This window comes from Pseudomonas sp. P5_152 (genome assembly GCF_033989915.1).
GTDB lineage: Bacteria > Pseudomonadota > Gammaproteobacteria > Pseudomonadales > Pseudomonadaceae > Aquipseudomonas.
In genome coordinates, this window is sequence record NZ_JASFAH010000002.1 from 1,810,844 (window position 1) to 1,832,632 (window position 21,789).

Sequence of the window (21,789 nt, forward strand, 5' to 3'; positions counted from 1 at the left end):
GCGGATTTCCGCTCACTTACCCGACAAAACCCCTCTAGAACGGCCCTGCACAACCTGGCACGGCTCCTGCTATAGCCCCTGCAGGCTGCGTTTTTGCGCGCTCCACAAAAACAATTAATTGAAGGATCCGTCATGGATAACTCACAACCCCTGCCTCTCGGGTCGGCGGCTTCGCCTGCCAAAGAAAGAACCTCGGCCAGTCGCATCAAATCAATTTTCAGCGGCTCTGTCGGCAACATGGTCGAGTGGTATGACTGGTACGTCTACGCCGCATTCTCGCTGTACTTCGCCAAAACCTTCTTCCCCCATGGCGACACCACCGCCCAACTGCTCAATACCGCCGCAATCTTCGCCGTAGGCTTCCTGATGCGTCCGATCGGTGGCTGGCTGATGGGGCTGTATGCCGACAAAGTCGGACGCAAAAAGGCCCTGATGGCTTCGGTATACCTGATGTGCTTCGGCTCACTGCTGATCGCCCTGAGTCCAAGTTACGAAGTCATCGGCATCGGTGCGCCGATCCTGCTGGTGTTCGCGCGCTTGCTGCAAGGCCTGTCGGTGGGTGGCGAATACGGCACTTCCGCCACCTACCTTAGCGAGATGGCCACCAAGGAACGTCGCGGCTTCTACTCCAGCTTCCAGTATGTGACGCTGATTTCCGGCCAACTCATCGCCCTGGCGGTGTTGATCGTGCTGCAACAAGTGCTGACCACCGAAGAGCTGTATGCCTGGGGCTGGCGTATCCCGTTCGCCATCGGTGCGCTGTGTGCCGTGGTCGCGCTGTACCTGCGTCGTGGCATGGAAGAAACCGAGTCGTTCACCAAGAAAAAGAAGTCCAAGGAAAGCGCGATGCGCACCTTGATGCGCCACCCCAAGGAACTGCTGACTGTAGTCGGCCTGACCATGGGCGGCACCCTGGCGTTCTACACCTACACCACCTACATGCAGAAGTACCTGGTGAACACGGTTGGCATGAGCATCAGCGACTCCACCACCATTTCGGCGGCGACCCTGTTCCTGTTCATGTGCTTGCAACCTCTCGTCGGCGGCCTGTCGGATAAAATCGGCCGGCGCCCGATCCTGATCGCCTTCGGCGTATTGGGCACCCTGTTCACCGTGCCGATCCTGACGACCCTGCACACCATCCAGACCTGGTGGGGCGCGTTCTTCCTGATCATGGCGGCGCTGATCATCGTCAGCGGCTACACCTCCATCAACGCGGTGGTCAAGGCTGAACTGTTCCCGACCGAAATCCGTGCCCTGGGCGTGGGCCTGCCGTATGCCCTGACCGTCTCGATCTTCGGCGGCACCGCTGAATACATCGCCCTGTGGTTCAAGAGCATCGGCATGGAAACCGGTTACTACTGGTACGTCACCGCGTGTATTGCTGTGTCCCTGTTGGTATACGTGACCATGAAAGACACCCGCAAACACTCGCGGATCGAAACTGACTGATCCACACCCCGTAGGAACTGCCGCAGCCCGCGGCGGTTCCTACAGACCTATCCTCGTACCTCCCCTCCCGATTAATGATCCGTTAATTCCCCTACGACACTCTGCTGTCATCTGAATCCTGAACGACGTCTCGTCCGTCCATGGCATTCGGCCCCCTTGGGGGAAGCCGCACTGCAATCTGTCAGTGACGGCAAACACATCGAATTAACCGATCACTAAAGGCTAATTTTTGCGCTTTTAGATCAGTTTTGAGCGAGTAGTATGAACTCCATACCGCACGCCCAAAACGTCAACGAACCTGGAGCACAGACCATGAAAACCCAACTGATCCTCGCCTTGACCCTCTCCGTACTGGCTGCCAACACCTTCGCCGCCGATGGCTTTGACCGTACCGGCTCGGCAGTCGCCGCTGATGGATACGACCGCACCGGCGCTGCTACCTTGGCTGCAGATGGCTACGAGCGCACCCCGCAAGGCCAGACCGTTGCCGAAGATGGCTACGATCGCACCGGTTCTGCCTCCATCAGCTAAGCCGTGAATGCCCCCCCACAAAGCCCGGCTCACGTCGGGCTTTGTGCTTTTTGCTCGCCCCGGCACACTGGCAATACCGGCAATCGCCCTGCACTATTGCGCCTCACCTTGACGGAATCCGCCCATGCCCGACGATATCCACTTCTACGAACCTGCCCAGGGCCACGGCCTGCCCCACGACCCGTTCAATGCCATCGTCGGCCCACGGCCTATTGGCTGGATTTCCTCGCAGGACGGCCAAGGCCGCTTGAATCTGGCGCCCTACAGTTTTTTCAATGCGTTCAACTACATCCCGCCGATCATCGGGTTCGCCAGCGTCGGACGCAAAGACAGCCTGAACAATATCGAACAGACCGGCGAGTTCGCCTGGAACCTGGCCACCCGCCCGCTGGCCGAGCAGATGAACCAGAGCTGCGCAATGGTCCCCGCCGACGTCAACGAATTTGAACTGGCGGGGCTCACCCCCGTCGCCTCAAAAATCATCCAGGTGCCGCGCGTCGCGCAAAGCCCGGTGTCCTTCGAGTGCAAGGTGACCCAGATCATTCAGTTGCAGCGTGCAGACCAGCAATTGGTGCCGAGCTGGCTGATCCTCGGCGAAGTGGTCGCCGTGCATATCGCCAAGTGGCTGCTCAAGGATGGGGTGTACGACACCGCCGCGGCAGAACCGATTCTGCGCGGCGGCGGTCCGGCGGATTACTTCCAGTTGGGGCCCGAGGCCCTGTTCAAGATGCACCGCCCGGGGGCGACCAAGGCTTGAGGTATTGCTTTACCAGATGAGTTCACCGTCCTCACCGACGTCGGCCAATCGAGCCAGTTGCTGCTCGGCAGCCAGGTCGGCCTCCAGGGCGGTGTTGAACGTCTGGTCGATCAGTACCTTGTTGAAACGCGGGGCGCCCGCCCCACCGAGGGCCTTGACGGCGATGGCCGCGGTGTAACCTTCGTCACCGCGCACGGCGGCAGAAACGGCTTCGAACTGTGCAAACTCTTTACGTGCCATGTTGCGGATCCTGGCCAATGGAAAGTCGGCCATTCTAAACCTTCAGCCGGCCAACTGCTGCATGGCCAGCGCATCGCAGGACGGATGCCCGGCGCGTGCCTGGTCGGCGCCGACATCGCTGAAGGTGTGGAAGTCCAGGCTATGAACTACCAACTCCTGGACCAACTCGCCGAAAACGGCCATGGCCGGGCTGCTGAAATAGGCGGTCATGGCCGGCTGGTCGACCCAGGAGCCGGACACCAGCCACAGCTGGGGGTCGCACAACGAGTGCTGCAGGGCAAAATGCAGGTTGCCACTGGCCTGGCGCGTAGGCTCGATCAGGCAACTCAAACGCGCGCCCAACTCCATCGAGCGGCCTGCCTGGGCCCGGACCAACGCCATATGGCTGACGGGTATTTGCATGGACATGTTCATCGCTCCCTGGATGTAGACAATCGGCAGCCTGAGAGAAGCTGCGACAGGACCAGAGAATAAGCGCCAGGCTCAAGACTGGTTAGTCGATTCCTGCCGGCTTGTTGCACAATCCTGCGCCGACCGCCGGCGCACCGCTGTGTCCAGCGCATCTACCCGATGAAGATGACAAGAGTGTTTCAAGCAACGATCGCAGCCCTTTGCTGCGGTTCTGCAGGCGGTATCTACCACCACCGCAGGATCAGGCAAGTTTTGCGCAGGATCGGCCTATCCCCAAGACTTGCACAAACTTAAGCTATGCCCATCCCATCAGCCTTACCGAGGATGTTCGCCATGTCACCTGTGGATTCCAACCACACGCCACTTGACGCCAGCCTGGAGCACCAGCGCGCGGAACTGGCGGCCATCATCCGGCGTAACACCCAGGAGGACGGCAGCTACACCACTGCCATCAACGCGCTGGTGTTGTCACGCCACAGCCAGTCCCACGACTTTGCCCCGGTGCTCGCGCAGCCAGCGCTGTGCATCATGGCCCAAGGGCGCAAAGAGGTCAGGCTGGCCGACGAACTGTTCAACTACGACCCGCTCAACTACCTGGTGGTCTCGGTCTCGATGCCCCTTAGCGGACGGGTGGTGGATGTCTCGCCCCAAGTGCCGATCCTGGCCTTGCGCCTGGACATCGACCCGACGGAAATCACCGCGTTGATTGCCGATGCCGGCCCCCTTGGCGTACCTGCCCGCCCTACCGGGCGGGGCCTGTATGTCGAACAGCTGGATCAACCGATGCTCGACGCGGTGCTGCGCCTGGCGCGTTTGCTGGACACTCCCAAAGACATCGCCATGCTCGCGCCACTGATCCGCCGGGAGATTCTCTACCGTCTGCTGCGCAGCCCCCAAGGCCACCGGCTGTACGAAATTGCCATCGCCAACAGCCAGAGCCATCGCATCAGCCAGGCGATCAAATGGCTCAACGGCAACTTCGAGCAACCATTGCGTATCGATGACCTGGCCCGCGAGGTGAACCTGAGCGTCTCGACCCTGCACCACCGGTTCAAGGCAATGACCGCCATGAGTCCGTTGCAGTACCAGAAGCAACTGCGCTTGCAGGAGGCGCGGCGCCTGATGTTGGCCGAAGGCCTCGACGCCTCGGCGGCGGGATATCGCGTGGGCTATGAAAGCCCCTCGCAGTTCAGCCGCGAATATAGCCGGCTGTTTGGCGCACCGCCGCTGCGGGACCTGGCGCGGTTGCGACTGTCTGTCTGATCAGACCTGATGGCCCCATCGCGAGCAGGCTCGCTCCCACTGAGGAGCGAGCGGCCAGTCAGGCACCCAATACGCGGCAAGCCTCGGATGGAATGGTCACCGACACCGGGTTGCCGATGCTCAACCCAATGCCCTGGCACGGTGTACTCAAGGCCGTCAGCGAGACCCCGGAGCACTCCACCGTGGTTTCGATGGTCGCGCCGATATCTCGCACGAACGTCACCTTGCCCAACAGGCGATTACCCGCTGTTGCCTGGGGATGGGACAGTTGCAGGTCTTCGGGGCGCACCAGCATCTTGAGCTTCTCGCCGACCACGATACTGCTGCAGATCGGCACCGCCAGCGCGTCGCCGCCCGGCAAGCTGACCCTGCCGTTGCCCAGCGCGGTTGCCGGGAAGATGTTGCCGGAGCCGATGAAGTCCGCCACGAACGCGTTGGCCGGGTGCCGGTAGATCTCGATCGGCGTGCCGACCTGCTGGATCCGGTGCTCACCCAGCACTACCACGATGTCAGCCATGGTCATGGCTTCGCGCTGGTCATGGGTGACCATGATGGTGGTGATGTTCAGGCGCTGTTGCAGTTGGCGGATTTCCACCTGCATCGACTCCCGCAGCTTGGCGTCCAGGGCAGACAGCGGCTCATCGAGCAGGAGGATTTTCGGGTGCGCGGCAATTGCCCGGGCAATCGCCACCCGCTGGCGCTGGCCACCAGAGAGCTTGGCGACCGGGCGATCGATCATCGCTTGCAGCTGGATCAGTTCCAACAACTCCACCACCCGCGCCTGCTGCTCGGCCTTGCCCACGCCGCGCAGCTTCAGGGGGTAGGCGATGTTCTCGCCCACGGTCATGTGCGGGAACAGTGCCAGCGACTGGAACACCATGCCGAAATTGCGCAGGTGCGCCGGGGTGTTGCCGATGTCCTCGCCGTCCAGGCGAATTTCGCCGCCACTGAGGGTTTCCAGGCCGGCGATCATCCGCAGCAAGGTGGTTTTGCCACAGCCCGAGGGGCCGAGAAAACACACCAGCTTGCCCTCGGGCAAATGCAGGTTGACGTCCCTTACCGCGCAGGCCGAGCCGTAGTGTTTCTCGACGTTTTCCAGAATCAGACCAGTCATGTGAATCACCTCAAGCAATCAGAAGGAAACGCCGCCTTCGCCCACCAGCTTCTCCAACGCCCAGATCAGGACGAAGTCGATCAGCACGATCAGCACGGCAAACGAAAAAACGGTGGGGTCCAGCGATGACACCGTGCGGCTGTACATCCAGATCGGCACGGTCATGACATCGATGGTGTAGAGGAAGTAGGTCACCGTGAACTCGTTGAACGAGACGATGAACGCCAGCAGCATCCCGGCCAGGATCCCCGACTTCATCATCGGCACCACCACATCGACAATCGCCCGGGTCGGCGAGGCGCCGAGCATCTGCGCCGCCTCTTCGACTTCACTGCCGATCGACAGCATTGCCGCCGTGCAGTTCTTCACCACGAAGGGCAAGGCCAGGATCACGTGGGCAATCACCAACCGCGAGGTGGTCATCTGGAACGGCAGGCTGTCGAATACCAGCAGCAAGGCCAAGCCCAGTACCACCATCGGGAACACCAGCGGCAACGACATCAGTTGCAGGGCCACCGCCTTGCCGCGGAACTCGCAACGGGTCAGGGCATAGGCCGCGGGCACTGCGATCAAGGTAGCGAACACCATGGTCAGGCACGCCACCATCAAGCTGGTGGTCATGGCCTTGCCCAGGCTCAGCACATCGCTGGCATCCGGCGAGACAAAGGTGTGCCAGGCGGCCTTGTACCATTGCAGGCTGTAGCTGCTGGGCGGGAAGTCGAGGTTCGACGCGCCACTGAACGACATGACGATCATGGTCAGGATTGGCAACACCGCCAGCAGCAGGATGCAACCGGACAACACTCCTGCCAGCTTGCCGGTGTCGCCCGGCAACAGCGCCTGGCGTGGCTTGAACAAACGACTCATAACGAAGCCTCCAGCATGCGCCGGCGACGGCCGGTGATGTATTCAGAAAGAGTCATGATCGCCAGCGTGGTGACAATCAACACCACGCCGGCGGCAGACGCTGCGGGCCAGTTCATCAGCGGGGCGATCTGGTCGTGCACCATCACCGCCAGCATCGGTACGCGGCGGCCACCGAGCAGCAAGGGCACCACGAAGCTGCTGGCGTTGTAGGCAAACACCAGGGTCGCACCTGTAATGATGCCGGGCAGGCTCATGGGCAGCACCACCTGGCGAAACACCTGCAGGCGACTGGCACCAAGGGTCGCCGCGGCTTCTTCATAGGTCCGGGCAACCCCACGCATGGCGCTGGCGATCGGCAGCACGGCCAGGGGGAACGCGGTTTGCACCAGGCCCATCAACACGCCGTTCTGGTTGTACAGCAGCATGATCGGCCGCTTGATCAGCCCCAGGCCCATCAAGGCCTGGTTGAGCATTCCGCCTGGGCCGAGAATCACCAGCCAGCCATAGCTTTGCAGCAGCAGGTTGACCAGCAACGGCAACAGCACCGCCGCCAGGAACACCCGCCGTAGCAAAGGCGAAGTCAGGCGCGACATGGTGTAGGCCACCGGGATCGCCAGCACCACGGCGATCACCGCGCTGATCAGCGCCAGGCGCAGGGTCAGCAGCAAGGACTTGAGGTAATAGGGTTCCAGCAACTGGGCGTAACTGGCCAGGCTGAAACCGCTCCACTCCGCACCTTTGGTGCCCACGCTCATGCGCAGCACCAGCAGGCTGGCGATGATCAGCACGCCGAGGAACAGCATCGAGGGCGAGAGAAAAAACCAGGCACGCGCCGTCGGCGATACACCCCGGTTGCGGCGCACGACAGCTGCGCCGACCGGGTGGGTCAGGGGTTGGTGTTCCATAGCAATGATCTCGTCAATGGAAGATCGGGGCATGGCGAGTACTGCGCACTCGATCGCTGGCAAGCCAGCTCCCACAGGTCGTGCATGATTCTTGTAGGAGCTGGCTTGCCAGCGATGAGGTTCGAAGAACCTCCCCGCGATTCAGATCAGGAAGAAAAGATTTCCGTGTAACGACGAATCCATTGGTCATGCACGCTCGCCAGGAAGGCGTTGTCGTGCATGATCGCCTTCTCGGCAATCTGCTCCGGCGTCAGGATGAATGGGCTCTTGCGGGCCTCGGCAGAGATGATGGCCTTGGCGTTGACCGGGCCGTTGAAGATGTCTTCGGCCATCTTGCCCTGGACCAGCGGGTCCAAAGAGTGGTCGATGAAGGCGTAGGCCAGGTCGGTGTCGCCGGGACGGTTCTTCGGCATCACCGACAGCATCAGGTCGGTATAGAAACCTTCCTTCATGCCAAAAGTGGCGCCCAGGCCGTAGGCCGGATCGCGGATCTGCTTGGGGAAAAACGCCGGGGCGTACAGCCCACCCATGTCCAGGGAACCGGTGCGGAACAGCTCGGCGATCTGGTTGGGATTTTCCCCCAGGGTCACTACCCGGTCCTTGAGCTCGGCGAGCTTCTTGAAGCCCGGCTCGATGTTGTGCTCATCACCGCCGGCCAGTTTCGCGGCGATGATGATCAGGTCCATGGCCTCGGTCCAGTTCGGCGGCGGCAGGAAGATATTCGGCGCCAGCTCCGCATCCCACAACGCGGCGTAGCTGGTTGGCGCTTCGCTCAGGGTGCGGGTGCTGTAGACCAGGCTGTTGCACCACAGCAGGTAACCAATGCCGTGGCCGTTGGCGCCAGTACGGTATTTCTCCGGCACATCGAGCAGGTTGGGAATCCGGTTGAGGTCGGGTTTTTCCAGCAGGCCGGCGGCGGCCAGGCCTTCGGCACCGACTCCGGCCAGGGTGATGATGTCGTACTGCGGGCGATCACCACCGGCCTTGAGCTTGGCGACCATTTCCGAAGTGCTGCCGGTGCGGTCGGCGATGACCTTGGCGCCGGTCTTGGCCTCGAAGGTCGCGGCGATGTTGCGCAGTGCCGCAAGGCCGGTGTCATCGGACCAGGTCAATAGACGCAAGGTCTTGCCTTGAAAGCGCGTATCACTGGCGTTGGCGCGGATGAACGGCATGCTCATGGCGGCGGCCGCCACCGAGGCGACCCCAACGGTCTTGATGAATTGTCTTCTGTTCAGATCATGCTCGCCCATGAAGGACTCCCTCTATTGTTGTTGATTTGAGGTGGCTGCATCCCTTGCGACCGCGCTGTTCGATCGCTGCCAACCCCTGTGCTACAAGGGCTTTGGCGATGTCGGCGGGTTCATCCTGAGGTCACGCCCTGAGCGCAACAATCGAAAAAAAATCATTGGTGCCATGTCCCGCACGCATGCCTCGTGACGAGGCATGCAGGGCCCGTTTTCGGGCAGTCAGACGGCGCGAATCACGTGTTTTATTTCCTGGAATGCCTGCAACCCCCACGGCCCCAACTCGCGACCGAGACTGCTCTGCTTGTAGCCACCCCAGGCGGCCTGCGGGAAGATCACTTGCGGCGCGTTGATCCACACCAGCCCCGCCTGCAGCGCGTCGGCGACCCGCTGCGCAGCGCTCGCATCGCCGCTGACGACACTGGCCACCAGGCCGAACTGACTGTCGTTGGCCAGCGCGATGGCTTCCTGCTCACTGGCAAAACGGCGCACACAAAGCACCGGCCCAAAGATCTCCTCGCACCACAGCGCACTGTCCAGGGGCACGTCGGTGAAGACCGTCGGCTGCAAAAAATACCCGCGGGGCAGGTCCGCCGGACGCCCGCCACCACACACCAGCCGCGCACCGGCGCTCAGGCCGCGATCGATATGGCCCAGCACTCGCTGGTATTGCGCCTGGTTGACCAGCGCGCCCATCTCCACCTCGGGGTCGAACGGCTCAGCCACGCGGATCGACTCGGCACGACTCTTCAGGCGTTGCAGGAACTCATCCGCCAGTGCATCCGCCACCAGCACCCGGCTGGTGGCGGAGCACATCTGCCCGGCGTTGAAGAATCCGCCGCCACTGGCCAGCTCCACCGCCAGGTCGAGGTCGGCGTCGGCCATCACCAGCAACGACGATTTACCGCCCAGTTCCAGGCTCACCCCCTTGATGGTTTCAGCCGCCCGTTGCATGACCTGGACGCCCACCGCGTTGCTGCCGGTGAAGGAAATCTTCGCCACCCGCGGATCGCCCGACAGCGGTGCCCCCACCGCCAGGCCTGTGCCGCAGACCAGATTGAACACGCCGTTGGGCAAGCCGCTCTGGGCGATGATCGCCGCCAGTTCCAGCTCTGGCAGCGGAGTGACCTCGGAGGGCTTGAGCACCACGCAGCAACCGGCGGCCAGGGCCGGTGCGAGTTTCCAGGCGGTGGTGACCATGGGGAAATTCCACGGCACGATCAGCCCGACCACGCCGCAGGGCTCCCGGCGCACGCGGGCGGCAAACGCCTCGCTCGGCAGCTCCAGCGGGCGGTCCTGACTGGCGTCCAGCGCCTCTGCCAGGCCGGCGTAGTACTCGAAGGTGGCGATCACGTCATCGACGTCGATCCCGGCTTCAAACAGCGGTTTGCCGTTGTTGCTCGACTGCAGGTACATCAGCCGTTCACGGCCTGCCTGCACGCCCGAGGCAATGCGGCGCAGGATCGCTCCGCGCTCGGCGCCCGAGGTGTTCGACCATTGGGCAAAGGCCGCGGTGGCGGCACTCAGTGCGCGATCCACCGCCGTTTCGTCGCCGCCGTTGACCGTGGTCAACAGGGCTTCGGTCGCCGGGTTGATGACCCGCAGGTGTTCGCTGCCCGCCGACCATTGGCCATCGATGTACAAACCGTCCTGGGTGATCGGGAAGCTCATGCCAACACCGCCTTCTGCCATTGGTTCTGGTCGATTTCAATCAGGCTCGGGCCCTGGCGATCCACCGCGGCCCGCAGCGCCGCTCGTAGTTCATCCAGCCCATTGATGGTCTGGGCCGCACAGCCCAGGCCCTTGGCCACGGTGATGAAATCCGGGGTATAGATGTCGACGCCCACCGGTTCGATGGCGCGGTTGACCATGTACTTCTTGATCTCTTCGTAGCCCTGGTTATTCCACAGCAGGACAATCACCGGCGTGCGCGCTTCCACGGCACTGGCCAGTTCCGGCAAGGTGAACTGCAGGCCGCCGTCACCGATCAGGCACACCACCGGTGGCCGGGTGTCGCGCGCCTGGCCACCGCCGAGCCAGGCGCCGATGGCCGCCGGCAAAGCGTAACCAAGGGTGCCGTAACCGGTGGACGAGTTGAACCAGCGACGCGGACGCTGCGGATTGAATGTCAGGTTGCCGCTGTACACCGGTTGGGTCGAATCGCCGACGAACACCGCCTCTGGCAAGACCTCCTGCACGGTTTGCAGGAACAAGGTCTGGGCCAGGGTCGTTGCGTCCCAGGTACTTGCCAGTTCAGCCCGCAGGCTGGCCGCGCGAGCCTGGCCCCAATCGCTACGGCGCTCGGCCAGGGCATGTTTGGCCACGCCATCGAGCAGGGCTTGGGCGGCATATTGCGCATCCGCCACCAGCGCGACTTTCGGCGGGTAGTTGCGCACGGTCTGGTCCGGGTCGATGTCGACCCGCAGCAGCGTCCCGGGAATTTCGAAGCCGCCGGCAAAGGTCACGTCGTAATCGGTTTCCGCCAGTTCGGTGCCGATCGCCAGCACCACATCGGCGTCCGCTACCAGGGCGCGGGTCGCCACCAGGGATTGGGTCGAGCCGATCAGCAAGGGGTGCTCTGCGGGCAGCATGCCTTTGGCATTGATGGTCAGGGCCACCGGCGCGTCCAGCAGCTCGGCCAGGCGGGTCAGTTCGACGGCGGCATCGATCGAACCGCCACCGGCGAGAATCAGCGGACGCTGGGCGTTTGCCAGCAGTTCACTCATCTGTGCCACGGCCGACGGCGCGGCGCCAGCGCGGGTAATATTCACCGGCTGGCTGTCGAGCAACGCGTCGGCGTCTTCCACCAGCACATCGAGGGGAATCTCGATGTGCACCGGACGCGGACGCCCGGCCTGGAACAGGGCGAAGGCCCGGGCCAGCACGCCCGGCAGCTCGGCGGCCGACATCAGCGTATGGGAAAACGCCGCCACCCCTGCCACCAGGGCACCCTGGTTCGGCAGTTCGTGCAGCTTGCCGCGACCGCCGCCCAACTGGCTGCGCGACTGCACGCTGGAGATCACCAGCATCGGGATCGAGTCGGCATAGGCCTGGCCCATGGCGGTGGTGATATTGGTCATGCCGGGACCGGTGATGATGAAGCACACCCCGGGTTTGCCGCTGGTGCGGGCATAGCCGTCGGCCATGAACCCGGCGCCCTGTTCGTGGCGCGGCGTGACGTGGTTGATGCTCGAACGGGCCAGCCCGCGATACAGCTCAACGGTGTGGACCCCGGGAATGCCGAATACCTGCTCGACCCCGTAGCCTTCGAGTAACTTGACCAATACTTCACCGCACGTCGCCATGTCTTTGCCCTTCTTGTTCGTTGAGACGCTGACCCCGCGCGACATTGGTTGCTGCACGACGGGGCTCAGTCATGGCGTTATTGGAACGGTCTGCGGGTAGCCGCAACAATCGATAAAAAGTCATACTCGCCATGTCCTCACCTCATGCCTTGGCGTCCCATGAAACGACTTCCTCCCCTCCCCGCCCTGCACACGTTTCTGATCACTGCCCAGTGCTGCAACTTCACCCGGGCGGCCGAGCAGTTGCACATCACCCAGGGCGCGGTGAGCCGGCAGATCGCCGGGCTGGAAGAACACCTGGGGTACGCACTGTTCCACCGCCAGGCACGCGGCTTGAGCCTGACGGTCGAAGGCCAGGAATGGTTGCCGCGCATCCAGCAGGTGTTCGGTTTGATCGACGAGGCGGTGGAACAGGTCGGCGCGCACCGCGAAACCCTGCAGCTCAAGGCCCCGACCTGCGTGATGCGCTGGCTACTGCCACGTTTGCTGCAATGGCAGAAGGAGCGTCCGGACGTGCCGGTGGAGCTGACCACCACGGTGCATCACGGGGTGGATTTTCACCGCGAACAGTTCGACGCCGCCGTGATGTACGGCGCACCACCGGACAGCGCGCTGGCGTCGCTGCGCCTGTTCGATGAACAACTGACGCCCGTCTGCTCCCAGCCGCTGCTCGATGGCCCGGTGCCGCTGCACAGCCCGGCAGACCTCGACCGGCACTTGCTGTTGCACCCCACGCGGGATCAACGGGACTGGAAAGCCTGGCTGAAAGCGGCGGACGTCAACCTCAGCACCGTGGGCAAGGGCCAGCACTTCGAGACCCTCGACCTGGCGATGTCGGTGGCCTCTCAAGGCACCGGGGTGGCGATTGGTGACTGGTCGTTGATTGGCGATGACCTGAGTGCCGGACGGCTGGTCATGCCCTTCGCGCTGAAGGTGCGCACGGGGCTGGCGTACTATCTGGTGTTCCCGCAGAAACCCGGGCCATCACCGCAGTTGCGCGAATTGATGGAGTGGCTGGTGCTGCAGGCGCAGGCCCGTTGAGCTGCCGGAGCGCCGTTGTTCCCCCTCCGTCTGCTCGCGATGGGGCCGGCACAGCCAACATCGATGGTACCTGACACACCGCTATCGCGAGCAGGCTCGCTCCCACAAGTTTGATGGCTGTATGCACAATCTGCGAGCACCTGGCCTTGTGGAAGCGGGTTCCAGCTCCCTCCTCAGTAGCCGACAGTGAAGCGCTGGCGCGAATGCGCGGGTTGCTCGATCTCATCCAGCAGCGCGATGGCGTAGTCGGCGAAGCTGATCCAGCTCTTGCCCTCGGCACTCACCAGCAGTTGATCCCGGCCAAGACGGAAACTGCCGGTGCGTTCGCCTTCGACAAACAACGCCGAAGGTGAAAGGAAGGACCAGTCCAGTTGCTGCTCCTGGCGCAGGGCCTCGAGAAATTGCGCGCCGGCGCTGGCCTCGGCCTTGTACTCGGCCGGGAAGTCCGGGGCGTCGATGACCCGGCTGCCATCTGGCAACAACAACGAACCGGCACCGCCCACCACCAGCAGGCGCTTGACCCCGGCCGCCTGCACCGGGCCGATCACGGCGCTGGCCGGGATGGTCGCAAAATGTGCGGCGCTGATCACCAGGTCATGCCCGGCCACCGCCGCTTGCAAGGCGGCTGCATCGAGAACGTCCACGTTCTTGCTCACCACACCCGGACGCGGGCTGAGCTTCGAGGTGTCGCGGGCGATGGCGGTGACGCTGTGACCACGACGCAGGGCTTCTTCCAGCAGTTGGCTACCGGCACGGCCGGTGGCGCCAATGAGTGCGATCTTGCTCATGAACAGTGCTCCAGTGATTGCGGTTGGCTAATGACCGGGTGACGAGTTACCACTGCATCTCGCCCTTGGCGACTTTGGCGCTCAGCTCCAGGGAGCTTTCCTCGCCCAGGTTCGGGTAGCGCTTGAGCATCGCAGCGATCAGCGCGGTGGAGTCCTTGGCCTTGGCGGTTTCTTGATCAAAGGCCTTGATGTACTCGGTGGTGAAATGCACGGCGGCCAGCGAGCGGCTGCTGTCACCCAGGTAGTGACCGGGAACCAGCGTCTGCGGCTGCAGTTTGACGATGCGGTCCAGGGTGCTCAACCAGTCGGCATGGGACTGCGCGGTCTGGGTGTCCGCCATCCAGACGTGGATGTTTTCCGCGACCACCACCCCGCCGACCACCGCCTTGATCGACGGGATCCACACGAAGCTGCGATCCGGCTGCTTGCCGTCCAGGCCCACGATGTCCAGGGTCTGGCCTTCCAGGCTCAGGCTATGGCCCTTAAGCACGCCGGGGATGATGGTTTTAGCCGGCACGTCAGCGCCCATTTGGGGGCCCCAGAACTTCAGTTTGCCTTCAACCGTGGCCTTGATGTGATCCACCGTCGGTTGCGAGGCCAGTACTTTGGCGTTGGGGAACGCCGTCGTCAGGGTGTCCAGGCCGAAGTAGTAATCCGGGTCGCCGTGGCTGATGTAGATGGTAGTCAGCTGTTTGCCGCTGGCGCGAATCTTCTCCACCACCTGCTGGGCCTGGGACTTGCCGAACTGGGCATCCACCAGAATCGCCTCTTTTTCGCCGCTGACCAGCACCGAGCTCACCGGGAAGGTGGCAGCAGTGCCCGGGTTATATACATCCAGGGTCAATGCCGGGCTGGCGGCCGCCGCATGCGCCGCAAAACCGAGGGTGGCGGTGGCCAGTAAAAGGCGTTTGAAGGTGCTGAAACCGATCATGGTGCTGCTCCGTGTTCCGTGGGCCGGGTTTGGCGATGGGACAGAGCTTAGTTGCCTTACTCGCTACAAAAAATGCGATGCTTGAACATAGTTTGTTTCTGAAAGCGGGCAAATCATGGATCGTCTTCAAGCAATGCGCGTGTTCGTCAGCGTGGTCGACCTCGGCAGCCAGTCGGCCGCCGCCGATCATCTGGACCTCTCCCGCCCGGTGGTGTCGCGTTACCTGGCGGAACTGGAAGACTGGGTCGGCGCCCGGCTGATGCACCGCACCACTCGCAAGCTGAGCCTGACCGCCGCCGGCAACGAGATCCTGCCCCGCTGCCGGCAGATGCTCGACCTGTCGAGCGACATGCAAGCCGCCGTCAGCGAGCCGGATGACGCCCCACGCGGCCTGCTGCGCATCAGCGTCAGTACTTCGTTCGGCCAGGCGCAACTGGCCGATGCCATGGCCGTCTACGTCAAGCGCTTCCCCGGGGTCAGCATCGACCTGCAAATGCTCGACCGCACGGTGAACCTGGTGGATGAACGCATCGACCTGGCGATTCGCACCAGCAACGACCTGGACCCGAACCTGATCGCCCGGCGCCTGACTGTCTGCCGCTCGCTGATCTGCGCCTCCCCGGCGTACCTGCTCGAACACCCGGCGCCGCAGCGGGTCGAAGACCTGAGCCTGCACAATTGCCTGACTCACTCCTACTTCGGCAAGAGCCTGTGGCACTTCGAGCAGGCGGGTGAACAAGTCTCGGTGCCGGTGCAGGGCAACATCAGCGCCAACGAGGCCAGCACCCTGCTGCGCGCCGCCATGGCCGGCGCCGGGATAGCCATGCTGCCCAGCTACCAGGCCCATGTGCACATTCACCGCGGCGAACTGGTGCGCCTGCTGCCTCACGCCGAGCCACGGCAGCTCAACATGTACGCGGTGTATGCATCACGCAAGCACATGCCGGCGGCATTGCGCAGCATGCTGGACTTCCTGGTGGCGAGATTTGCACAAGAGCCGGAATGGGATAAGGGGCTTTAAAGACTTTGCACCATGAATCGCCTGAATGTCCGCCTACAAACGCAGGCAGCATTCATGGCGTCCAGGCACAACTGACCTATGCTGATAGTAGTACCCCCGGGTATTCGTTCAGAGGTCGATGCCATGAACATTAAAACCAGACGGTATTTCGCGATCTTCATTACCTGCACCGCCACATTGGCGCTATATGGCACCGCCGCCTACCGTGTCGAACAGGCCAGGCAGCAACCCAGGGTCGCGGCCAGTTGTGGCGTTGACCAGTGCATTCCACACAACGCGACCCTGAACGCACTCAGGTAGACCGCGCGCCCTCTTGATCGCTCTTCAAGCGATCACGAAAGGCCTTGGGCGAGATGCCGACACGGCGGCGGAACAGCCGGGTGAAATTGGTCGGGTCGGAAAAGCCCAGCAGATCGGACATCTCGTAAATCGTCATGCTGGTGTAGGTCAGCATGCGCTTGGCCTCGAGCAACTGGCGCTCGTGCATGATCTGCAATGCCGGCTGCCCCGCCAGCTCACGGCACGTGCCGTTGAGGTGGGATACGGAAATTCCCAGGCGGCGGGCCAAATCCTCGACCTTGACGTGCTGGCGATAATTCTCTTCCACCAATTGAATGAAGCCGTTGAGGTATTCCCGGGCGCGCTGCGGGCGCTGGTGGGTGCTACGGCGCTGGATCACCTGGCGACTGACCCAGACCAGAATCACGCTGACCAAAGCATGCATGAGCATCTCGCGCGCCGGTTGATGGCCGTTGTACTCCGCCTGCAAGGCGCCGAACAGGCTATTGAGGTACTCGGCCTGAGCGCCCGCCAGGTAACTTTCAGCTTGGGCCAGGGCGTTGATCGAATGACCCAGTTGAGCTTGCAGATGAACCACCAGCGGGGCCGCCAGGGTCAGGATGAAACCCTCGACATCCTCACTGAAGCGAAAACCGTGGATCGACAGCGCCGGCAGGATCTGGATGCCAGGCTCGTCAAGCCGGGTCAGTTGGCCTTCGATTTCGAGTTCTGCCTGGCCTTTGAATACAAACAGCAACTGACATAAATCGGCATGGTGGTGGGGTTTGATTTTCCATTGGTGTTCGCGGCTGCGCTGGGAGATCGTTTCGCAATGCAGCAAGTCCGGTGTCGGCCAGTCCAGACTTTCACCATAGAGTTTGAATAGCGGAATCGCAGGAAGGGCAGGCTTGTTCATAACGTCAGTCCAGGCCTCAGCGTAACGGGCGATAATCGCCCCGATTGGCGAAATGTACAGGTTTTGGCTCAGCGTTCTTCCTTAATTGACCGACTCACCAAGGAAAAATGCAAGCGCTGGATCGATAAAAACCACCCGCCGGCCGGTCCGAGTGACGCTTTTGAGCCATAACGACCTGCAAACCACGCGCAACGGCTTGGTGGAGAACGTCCAGCAGCTTTCTTACGAGGCTATCGAATAGCCTGCTACCGACTTACACTGCGGCATCCCCCGCAGGGTTTGCCCGTGACCACCATGAATCAGCCTGAATCCCCCAAGCCGGCCATTCGCAGCGTACTGATCGCCCTGATGCTGGCGATCTTCCTCGGCGCGCTGGACCAGACCATCGTTGCCGTGTCGATGCCGGCCATTTCCGCCCAGTTCAAGGACGTCAGCCTGCTGGCCTGGGTGATTTCCGGCTACATGGTGGCGATGACGGTGGCGGTGCCGATCTACGGCAAGCTCGGCGACCTCTACGGTCGGCGCAAGCTGATGCTGTTCGGCATGGGCCTGTTCACCCTGGCCTCGTTGCTGTGCGGCCTGGCACAGAGCATGGAGCAACTGGTCCTGGCGCGGATCATCCAGGGCATCGGTGCCGGCGGGATGATTTCGGTCAGCCAGGCGATCATCGGCGACATCGTGCCACCGCGCGAACGCGGCCGGTACCAGGGCTACTTCAGCAGCATGTACGCGGTGGCCAGCGTCGCCGGGCCGGTGCTCGGCGGCTACATGACCGAGTACCTGTCCTGGCGCTGGGTATTCCTGATCAACCTGCCCCTGGGCCTGGGCGCCTGGCTGGTGGCCAACCGCACACTGGTGGGCTTGCCGGTGCCGCAACGCAAACCGCTGATCGACTACCTCGGCACGCTACTGATGATCATCGGCCTGACCGCCCTGCTGCTCGGCATCACCCAGGTTGGCCAGGGTCACGCCTGGCGCAGTGCCGAGGTGCTGGGGCTGCTGGCTGGCGCGGTACTGACCCTGGCGCTGTTCGTCTGGCACGAGCGCCGTGCCCGCGAACCGCTGCTGCCGATGCACCTGTTTGCCAACCGCAATGCACTGCTGTGCTGGTGCACGATTTTCTTCACCAGTTTCCAGGCGATCTCCCTGATCGTGCTGATGCCGCTGCGCTTTCAGAGCGTCACCGGCGCCGGTGCCGACAGCGCCGCGCTGCACCTGTTGCCGCTGGCCATGGGCTTGCCGATGGGGGCCTACTACGCCGGGCGCCGGACCTCGGTGACCGGACGCTACAAACCGATGATCCTCACGGGCGCGCTGCTGACCCCGATCGCAATCCTCGGCATGGCCTACAGTCCGCCGCAAGCGATGCTCCTCAGCAGCCTGTTCATGCTGCTCAGCGGGATCGCCGCCGGCATGCAGTTTCCGACCTCGCTGGTGGGCACGCAAAATTCGGTGGAGCAACGGGACATCGGCGTCGCCACCAGCACCACCAACCTGTTCCGCTCGCTCGGCGGCGCGGTGGGCGTGGCATTGATGTCGGCCCTGTTGCTGGCGCTATTGCAGGATTCCAGCTTCGCCCACCTGGCAGGCACATCGCTGGTGAGCGAAGGCAGTTCCGGCAACGTCCTGCTCGACGGTTTGAACGCCGCCCCGGGCGACGCGCAGCACGCCCTGCGCGCCGAATTGCTGCTGACCTTCCGGCATTTGCTGATGGTCAGTGCGGCGGTGTCGCTGCTAGGACTGGCGGCCGCCATCGCGATGCCCAACCAACTGCTGCGCGGCCGCGAACACAACGCCAAGTAGGGTCAAGGACTGTAATACCCCACCGCCACCAGCCGGTTGCCGACTTTTTTCAAGTAGGCGTGCTTGTTCTCCACCTTGCCGGTAACCGGGTTTTTCCAACGGTATTGGTACTCGCCCTGATCCTGCGTAGCCATCAGCGCCAGGATCGGCTCGCCCACCGGTTTGCCCTCCGGATCCTTGATCTTGCCGAAGTCGGTATTGATCAAGCGCAGGTTGGTGCCGTGGGCCAGGTAACGTTGATTGTCGAGATTGACCACGAACACATACAGGTCGTCCTGCAGGAAACCGCCCTGTAGGGAATTGATCGATTTGAGCGTGGCCTGTTCATCCTTGGCCAGGTCGGCCGCCGCTTTGTCGAGCAGGGCCTTGGCCTGCTCGGCGGACGCCCGTGGCAGGTAGTAACCGACCGCAAGAATCCGCTGGCCGATGCGCTGGTAGTACACACGTTTGCGCTCGACCTTGCCGTCAGCCCAGTTCTGCCAGCGATACTCGGCGGTCTGGATGCCGTTGCCCTCAGGCACCAGCAAGGCGTTCTTGAAGGCTTTCTGCAGATCAGGGCCGAGCACTTCGGACACATCGCGCCCGATCAATGCCGAGGACGGCCCGCCACTGGCGAGCATCGTGCCCTTGGTGTCGAGCACAAAGACGTATTTGTCCTTGTCGACAAACTCACCCTGGCGACTGAAGGCGGCAAACGCCTTGTCCCCGTGGTCGTGGTAATAGGCCAGGGCCTTTTCCAGCAAGGCCAGCGCGGCCTTGTCCTCATCGGCGACCTTGGCCGCCGCCTGCACCTGCCCCAGGCACAACAGCAGTAACCCGCCGAGCAGCACGGCTTTTTGCAGAAACCTCATTGCGCGTCCCTCGTTCTTGTTGATGTTTCAAGAGCGTAGACGGCTTGAGGCTATGTACGAATATTCAGCAAAACCCAGCCGACCCGATCAAGGGCGAGTGCTGATCTGCTGCTGCAAATTGCGGATCTGGGTCTGCAAGGTGGTGATGTTGCGTGTGACCTGGCCACGGAAAGCATCGAACTCGGCCACTGTAGCGCCGCCTTGCGGGGTCGTCGGGCGATTGTCCTGCTCGCTCTTGATCACCAGCAGCTCCTGCTCCAGACGGTCGATGGCCGCGCTCGGATTACCCTGCTTCTTCAATGCGGCGATCTCGGCACTGAGGCTTTTAAGCTCAGCCTCGACCTTGCTGGTATCGGCCGGCGTGCTCTTGAGGGTGGTCACCTCGGCGCCCAGGGTCTTGAGTTCGCTTTGCAACTGGCTATTGAGGGTACGCTGCTCGGCGCTTTGCGCCGCGATCTGTGCCAGGCGTTTGTCCAGGTCAGTCGCCTGCCCCACCACGCCCTGCTGTTGTTGACTTTGCTCCAGCAACTGGCTCTCCAGCTGTTTGATTTGCAACTTGAGTGCTTCACTGTCGCTACTGACGTTGGTCTGGCTGGCGACGACCTTGCCGGAAATGTCCTGCAAGCGCCCGGCCGCTTCCTCACTGATGCGCGCGAAGCTTTCCTGGGTGGCCACCAACTGCTGCTCCATCAGGGAGATCTGCTGGAAGCTCCACCAGGCCAGGCCAATGAACGCAAAGAACAGCGCGCCCACCAACGCCCACAACGGGCCGGTGCTTGGCCCCTTGACCTGGACCGCAGGGACGCTGCGCGCCTGCACGCGGGTGGGGCCGGCGGCGTGGAAGTCATCGTGATCGAAGCTGTCGGCACGCAGGCTCGGCACATTATCGAAGTCGTCGTTGGCATCGTTACGCATGGACATGAGTCAACCTTTTGGAACCACAGAAATGGCTAAATGCGCCGAGTATAAACCTTGAACTCGGCGCATTGATCGACCCCGAACCCGTCACTCGGTTCAGTGCCGGGGGTGTCCGCCGATGTCCTGGGCCTTCCACCAGCCACAGAATTCATCCAGCGCCGCCCACAGGCTGACTTTCGGGTCGTAGTCCAGATAATGCCGGGCGCGGCTGATGTCCAGGGTGAAATTTTTGTTCATCACCTGCATCCCCAGGCGCGACAGGGTCGGCTCGGGGCGCCCCGGCCAGAGTTTGCAAAAGCCCTCGTTCAGCGCCGCAACGCTGTAGGCCAGGCCGTAGGAACGGTACCGCGTGACCTGCGGGACTTCCATCTGGCGCATCACATAGTTGACCACGTCCCACACCGGCACGGGGGCACCATTGCTGATGTTATACACCTTGCCCAGCGCCGAACCGCTGGCCAGCAGACAGCTGAGCATGGCCTCATTGAGGTTCTGCACGCTGGTGAAGTCGACCTTGTTCAAGCCATTGCCGACAATCGCCAGGCGCCCCTTGCGCTGCATTTTCAGCAGTCGCGGGAAGATGCTCATGTCACCGGCGCCGGTGACAAAGCGCGGGCGCAGGGCCAGCACTTCGAGCCCGAACTCCTGGGCGCCGAAGACCTTCTGCTCGGCCAGGTACTTGGTTGCCGCGTAGGGATGCTTGAACCGCTTGGGCACTTGCTCTTCGGTCAGACCCAGGTGGTCGCGGCCATCGAAGTAGACCGACGGCGAGGACAGGTGCACCAGGCGCCGGACGTTTTGCTTGAGGCAGGCCTCGACCACGTTTTCGGTGACCAGCACGTTGCCCTGATGGAAATCCTGATAGCGCCCCCACACCCCTACCGCACCGGCGCAATGCACCACGGCATCGACGTCCACGCACAGGTCGCGCACCAGTTGCCCATCGGTCAGGTCGCCCTGGACGAACTGGGCACCGCGGCGCACCAGATGCTCGACGCTCTCGGCCCGGCGACCGTTGACCCGCACGTCCAGGCCCTGCTCCAGGGCGAACCGCGCAAAGCGCCCGCCAATGAAGCCGCTTGCGCCGGTGACCAGAATTTTCATGTATTGCTCCTACAGATGCAGTTCCAAGCTTCAAGCCACAAGCTGCAA

Annotated in this window: 21 protein-coding genes; 7 read left to right on the forward strand and 14 right to left on the reverse strand. The window is 62.7% G+C overall.

Annotated features, from left to right (window positions below):
• Positions 1–132: 132 nt before the first annotated feature.
• From QMK50_RS08110 to QMK50_RS08120, 3 genes are all read left to right on the forward strand, one after another.
• Complete coding sequence (locus QMK50_RS08110; protein ID WP_095165819.1) at positions 133–1,452, forward strand: MFS transporter; 1,320 nt, start codon at positions 133–135, stop codon at positions 1,450–1,452.
• 312 nt (positions 1,453–1,764) lie between these two features.
• Entirely contained in the window at positions 1,765–1,983 is a 219-nt protein-coding gene (locus QMK50_RS08115) for a hypothetical protein (protein WP_159997665.1), read from the forward strand.
• Positions 1,984–2,107: 124 nt separating this feature from the next.
• On the forward strand, positions 2,108–2,740 hold the full coding sequence (locus tag QMK50_RS08120; protein ID WP_095165822.1) for a flavin reductase family protein: 633 nt from the start codon (positions 2,108–2,110) through the stop codon (positions 2,738–2,740).
• Between the two features lie 9 nt (positions 2,741–2,749).
• On the opposite strand, the gene QMK50_RS08125 is transcribed toward QMK50_RS08120, so the two are convergent.
• Positions 2,750–3,013 carry a hypothetical protein gene (locus QMK50_RS08125; protein WP_174244595.1) on the reverse strand — a complete coding sequence of 88 codons (264 nt, stop codon included), beginning with the start codon at positions 3,011–3,013 and terminating at the stop codon, positions 2,750–2,752.
• 9 nt (positions 3,014–3,022) lie between these two features.
• Positions 3,023–3,388 (reverse strand): putative quinol monooxygenase, encoded by a 366-nt coding sequence (locus QMK50_RS08130; RefSeq protein ID WP_159997667.1) that lies wholly within the window; start codon positions 3,386–3,388, stop codon positions 3,023–3,025.
• 336 nt (positions 3,389–3,724) lie between these two features.
• Between QMK50_RS08130 and QMK50_RS08135 the strand changes: the two genes are divergently transcribed.
• A complete protein-coding gene (locus QMK50_RS08135; RefSeq protein ID WP_095165827.1) occupies positions 3,725–4,654 on the forward strand; it encodes an AraC family transcriptional regulator in 930 nt (309 codons plus the stop codon).
• Positions 4,655–4,712: 58 nt separating this feature from the next.
• Here QMK50_RS08135 and QMK50_RS08140 read toward each other — a convergent pair whose 3' ends face one another.
• The 6 genes from QMK50_RS08140 to QMK50_RS08165 all read right to left on the reverse strand — a co-directional run bounded on the left by QMK50_RS08140 (position 4,713) and on the right by QMK50_RS08165 (position 12,089).
• Positions 4,713–5,768, reverse strand: a complete 1,056-nt coding sequence (locus QMK50_RS08140; protein ID WP_159997669.1) for an ABC transporter ATP-binding protein — start codon at positions 5,766–5,768, stop codon at positions 4,713–4,715.
• Positions 5,769–5,786: 18 nt separating this feature from the next.
• Positions 5,787–6,635 (reverse strand): ABC transporter permease, encoded by an 849-nt coding sequence (locus QMK50_RS08145; protein ID WP_320332910.1) that lies wholly within the window; start codon positions 6,633–6,635, stop codon positions 5,787–5,789.
• Positions 6,632–7,540, reverse strand: coding sequence for an ABC transporter permease (locus QMK50_RS08150; protein WP_320332911.1), 909 nt, complete (start codon positions 7,538–7,540; stop codon positions 6,632–6,634). The genes QMK50_RS08145 and QMK50_RS08150 overlap by 4 nt, the downstream gene beginning before the upstream one ends.
• A 146-nt stretch (positions 7,541–7,686) precedes the next feature.
• Complete coding sequence (locus QMK50_RS08155) at positions 7,687–8,790, reverse strand: ABC transporter substrate-binding protein (RefSeq protein ID WP_095165834.1); 1,104 nt, start codon at positions 8,788–8,790, stop codon at positions 7,687–7,689.
• Between the two features lie 216 nt (positions 8,791–9,006).
• A complete protein-coding gene (locus tag QMK50_RS08160) occupies positions 9,007–10,455 on the reverse strand; it encodes an aldehyde dehydrogenase family protein (RefSeq protein WP_320332912.1) in 1,449 nt (482 codons plus the stop codon).
• On the reverse strand, positions 10,452–12,089 hold the full coding sequence (locus tag QMK50_RS08165) for a 5-guanidino-2-oxopentanoate decarboxylase (RefSeq protein ID WP_320334502.1): 1,638 nt from the start codon (positions 12,087–12,089) through the stop codon (positions 10,452–10,454). The genes QMK50_RS08160 and QMK50_RS08165 overlap by 4 nt, the downstream gene beginning before the upstream one ends.
• Positions 12,090–12,248: 159 nt before the next feature.
• Here QMK50_RS08165 and QMK50_RS08170 point away from each other — a divergent pair, with 159 nt between their 5' ends.
• The gene (locus QMK50_RS08170; protein WP_320332913.1) at positions 12,249–13,130 is read left to right on the forward strand and encodes a LysR substrate-binding domain-containing protein; all 882 of its coding nucleotides are present in this window, start codon (positions 12,249–12,251) and stop codon (positions 13,128–13,130) included.
• A gap of 173 nt (positions 13,131–13,303) precedes the next feature.
• On the opposite strand, the gene QMK50_RS08175 is transcribed toward QMK50_RS08170, so the two are convergent.
• On the reverse strand, positions 13,304–13,918 hold the full coding sequence (locus tag QMK50_RS08175) for an NAD(P)-dependent oxidoreductase (RefSeq protein WP_320332914.1): 615 nt from the start codon (positions 13,916–13,918) through the stop codon (positions 13,304–13,306).
• 46 nt (positions 13,919–13,964) lie between these two features.
• On the reverse strand, positions 13,965–14,849 hold the full coding sequence (locus QMK50_RS08180) for an MBL fold metallo-hydrolase (RefSeq protein WP_320332915.1): 885 nt from the start codon (positions 14,847–14,849) through the stop codon (positions 13,965–13,967).
• 115 nt (positions 14,850–14,964) lie between these two features.
• On the opposite strand from QMK50_RS08180, the gene QMK50_RS08185 reads away from it, so the two are divergent.
• Complete coding sequence (locus tag QMK50_RS08185; protein ID WP_320332916.1) at positions 14,965–15,870, forward strand: LysR family transcriptional regulator; 906 nt, start codon at positions 14,965–14,967, stop codon at positions 15,868–15,870.
• A 292-nt stretch (positions 15,871–16,162) separates the two neighbouring features.
• On the opposite strand, the gene QMK50_RS08190 is transcribed toward QMK50_RS08185, so the two are convergent.
• Positions 16,163–17,065 carry a helix-turn-helix domain-containing protein gene (locus QMK50_RS08190; protein ID WP_320332917.1) on the reverse strand — a complete coding sequence of 301 codons (903 nt, stop codon included), beginning with the start codon at positions 17,063–17,065 and terminating at the stop codon, positions 16,163–16,165.
• 285 nt (positions 17,066–17,350) lie between these two features.
• Here QMK50_RS08190 and QMK50_RS08195 point away from each other — a divergent pair, with 285 nt between their 5' ends.
• Positions 17,351–18,868, forward strand: a complete 1,518-nt coding sequence (locus QMK50_RS08195) for an MDR family MFS transporter (protein ID WP_320332918.1) — start codon at positions 17,351–17,353, stop codon at positions 18,866–18,868.
• Positions 18,869–18,870: 2 nt separating this feature from the next.
• Here the strand turns inward: QMK50_RS08195 and QMK50_RS08200 are convergent, their stop codons facing one another.
• The 3 genes from QMK50_RS08200 to QMK50_RS08210 all read right to left on the reverse strand — a co-directional run bounded on the left by QMK50_RS08200 (position 18,871) and on the right by QMK50_RS08210 (position 21,741).
• Positions 18,871–19,719: a cache domain-containing protein gene (locus QMK50_RS08200; protein WP_095165857.1), complete on the reverse strand. Its 849-nt coding sequence runs from the start codon at positions 19,717–19,719 to the stop codon at positions 18,871–18,873.
• Between the two features lie 87 nt (positions 19,720–19,806).
• Complete coding sequence (locus QMK50_RS08205) at positions 19,807–20,640, reverse strand: ATPase (protein WP_320332919.1); 834 nt, start codon at positions 20,638–20,640, stop codon at positions 19,807–19,809.
• Between the two features lie 93 nt (positions 20,641–20,733).
• Positions 20,734–21,741: an NAD-dependent epimerase/dehydratase family protein gene (locus QMK50_RS08210; RefSeq protein WP_095165858.1), complete on the reverse strand. Its 1,008-nt coding sequence runs from the start codon at positions 21,739–21,741 to the stop codon at positions 20,734–20,736.
• Positions 21,742–21,789: the final 48 nt, after the last annotated feature.

What these genes read in the sequence shown, in the direction of transcription:
- QMK50_RS08110 (WP_095165819.1), top strand. Translation starts at nt 133, where the DNA reads ATGGATAACTCACAACCCCTGCCTCTCGGGTCGGCGGCTTCGCCTGCC.
- QMK50_RS08115 (WP_159997665.1), top strand. Translation starts at nt 1,765, where the DNA reads ATGAAAACCCAACTGATCCTCGCCTTGACCCTCTCCGTACTGGCTGCC.
- QMK50_RS08120 (WP_095165822.1), top strand. Translation starts at nt 2,108, where the DNA reads ATGCCCGACGATATCCACTTCTACGAACCTGCCCAGGGCCACGGCCTG.
- QMK50_RS08125 (WP_174244595.1), bottom strand. Translation starts at nt 3,013, where the DNA reads ATGGCCGACTTTCCATTGGCCAGGATCCGCAACATGGCACGTAAAGAG.
- QMK50_RS08130 (WP_159997667.1), bottom strand. Translation starts at nt 3,388, where the DNA reads ATGTCCATGCAAATACCCGTCAGCCATATGGCGTTGGTCCGGGCCCAG.
- QMK50_RS08135 (WP_095165827.1), top strand. Translation starts at nt 3,725, where the DNA reads ATGTCACCTGTGGATTCCAACCACACGCCACTTGACGCCAGCCTGGAG.
- QMK50_RS08140 (WP_159997669.1), bottom strand. Translation starts at nt 5,768, where the DNA reads ATGACTGGTCTGATTCTGGAAAACGTCGAGAAACACTACGGCTCGGCC.
- QMK50_RS08145 (WP_320332910.1), bottom strand. Translation starts at nt 6,635, where the DNA reads ATGAGTCGTTTGTTCAAGCCACGCCAGGCGCTGTTGCCGGGCGACACC.
- QMK50_RS08150 (WP_320332911.1), bottom strand. Translation starts at nt 7,540, where the DNA reads ATGGAACACCAACCCCTGACCCACCCGGTCGGCGCAGCTGTCGTGCGC.
- QMK50_RS08155 (WP_095165834.1), bottom strand. Translation starts at nt 8,790, where the DNA reads ATGGGCGAGCATGATCTGAACAGAAGACAATTCATCAAGACCGTTGGG.
- QMK50_RS08160 (WP_320332912.1), bottom strand. Translation starts at nt 10,455, where the DNA reads ATGAGCTTCCCGATCACCCAGGACGGTTTGTACATCGATGGCCAATGG.
- QMK50_RS08165 (WP_320334502.1), bottom strand. Translation starts at nt 12,089, where the DNA reads ATGGCGACGTGCGGTGAAGTATTGGTCAAGTTACTCGAAGGCTACGGG.
- QMK50_RS08170 (WP_320332913.1), top strand. Translation starts at nt 12,249, where the DNA reads ATGAAACGACTTCCTCCCCTCCCCGCCCTGCACACGTTTCTGATCACT.
- QMK50_RS08175 (WP_320332914.1), bottom strand. Translation starts at nt 13,918, where the DNA reads ATGAGCAAGATCGCACTCATTGGCGCCACCGGCCGTGCCGGTAGCCAA.
- QMK50_RS08180 (WP_320332915.1), bottom strand. Translation starts at nt 14,849, where the DNA reads ATGATCGGTTTCAGCACCTTCAAACGCCTTTTACTGGCCACCGCCACC.
- QMK50_RS08185 (WP_320332916.1), top strand. Translation starts at nt 14,965, where the DNA reads ATGGATCGTCTTCAAGCAATGCGCGTGTTCGTCAGCGTGGTCGACCTC.
- QMK50_RS08190 (WP_320332917.1), bottom strand. Translation starts at nt 17,065, where the DNA reads ATGAACAAGCCTGCCCTTCCTGCGATTCCGCTATTCAAACTCTATGGT.
- QMK50_RS08200 (WP_095165857.1), bottom strand. Translation starts at nt 19,719, where the DNA reads ATGAGGTTTCTGCAAAAAGCCGTGCTGCTCGGCGGGTTACTGCTGTTG.
- QMK50_RS08205 (WP_320332919.1), bottom strand. Translation starts at nt 20,640, where the DNA reads ATGTCCATGCGTAACGATGCCAACGACGACTTCGATAATGTGCCGAGC.
- QMK50_RS08210 (WP_095165858.1), bottom strand. Translation starts at nt 21,741, where the DNA reads ATGAAAATTCTGGTCACCGGCGCAAGCGGCTTCATTGGCGGGCGCTTT.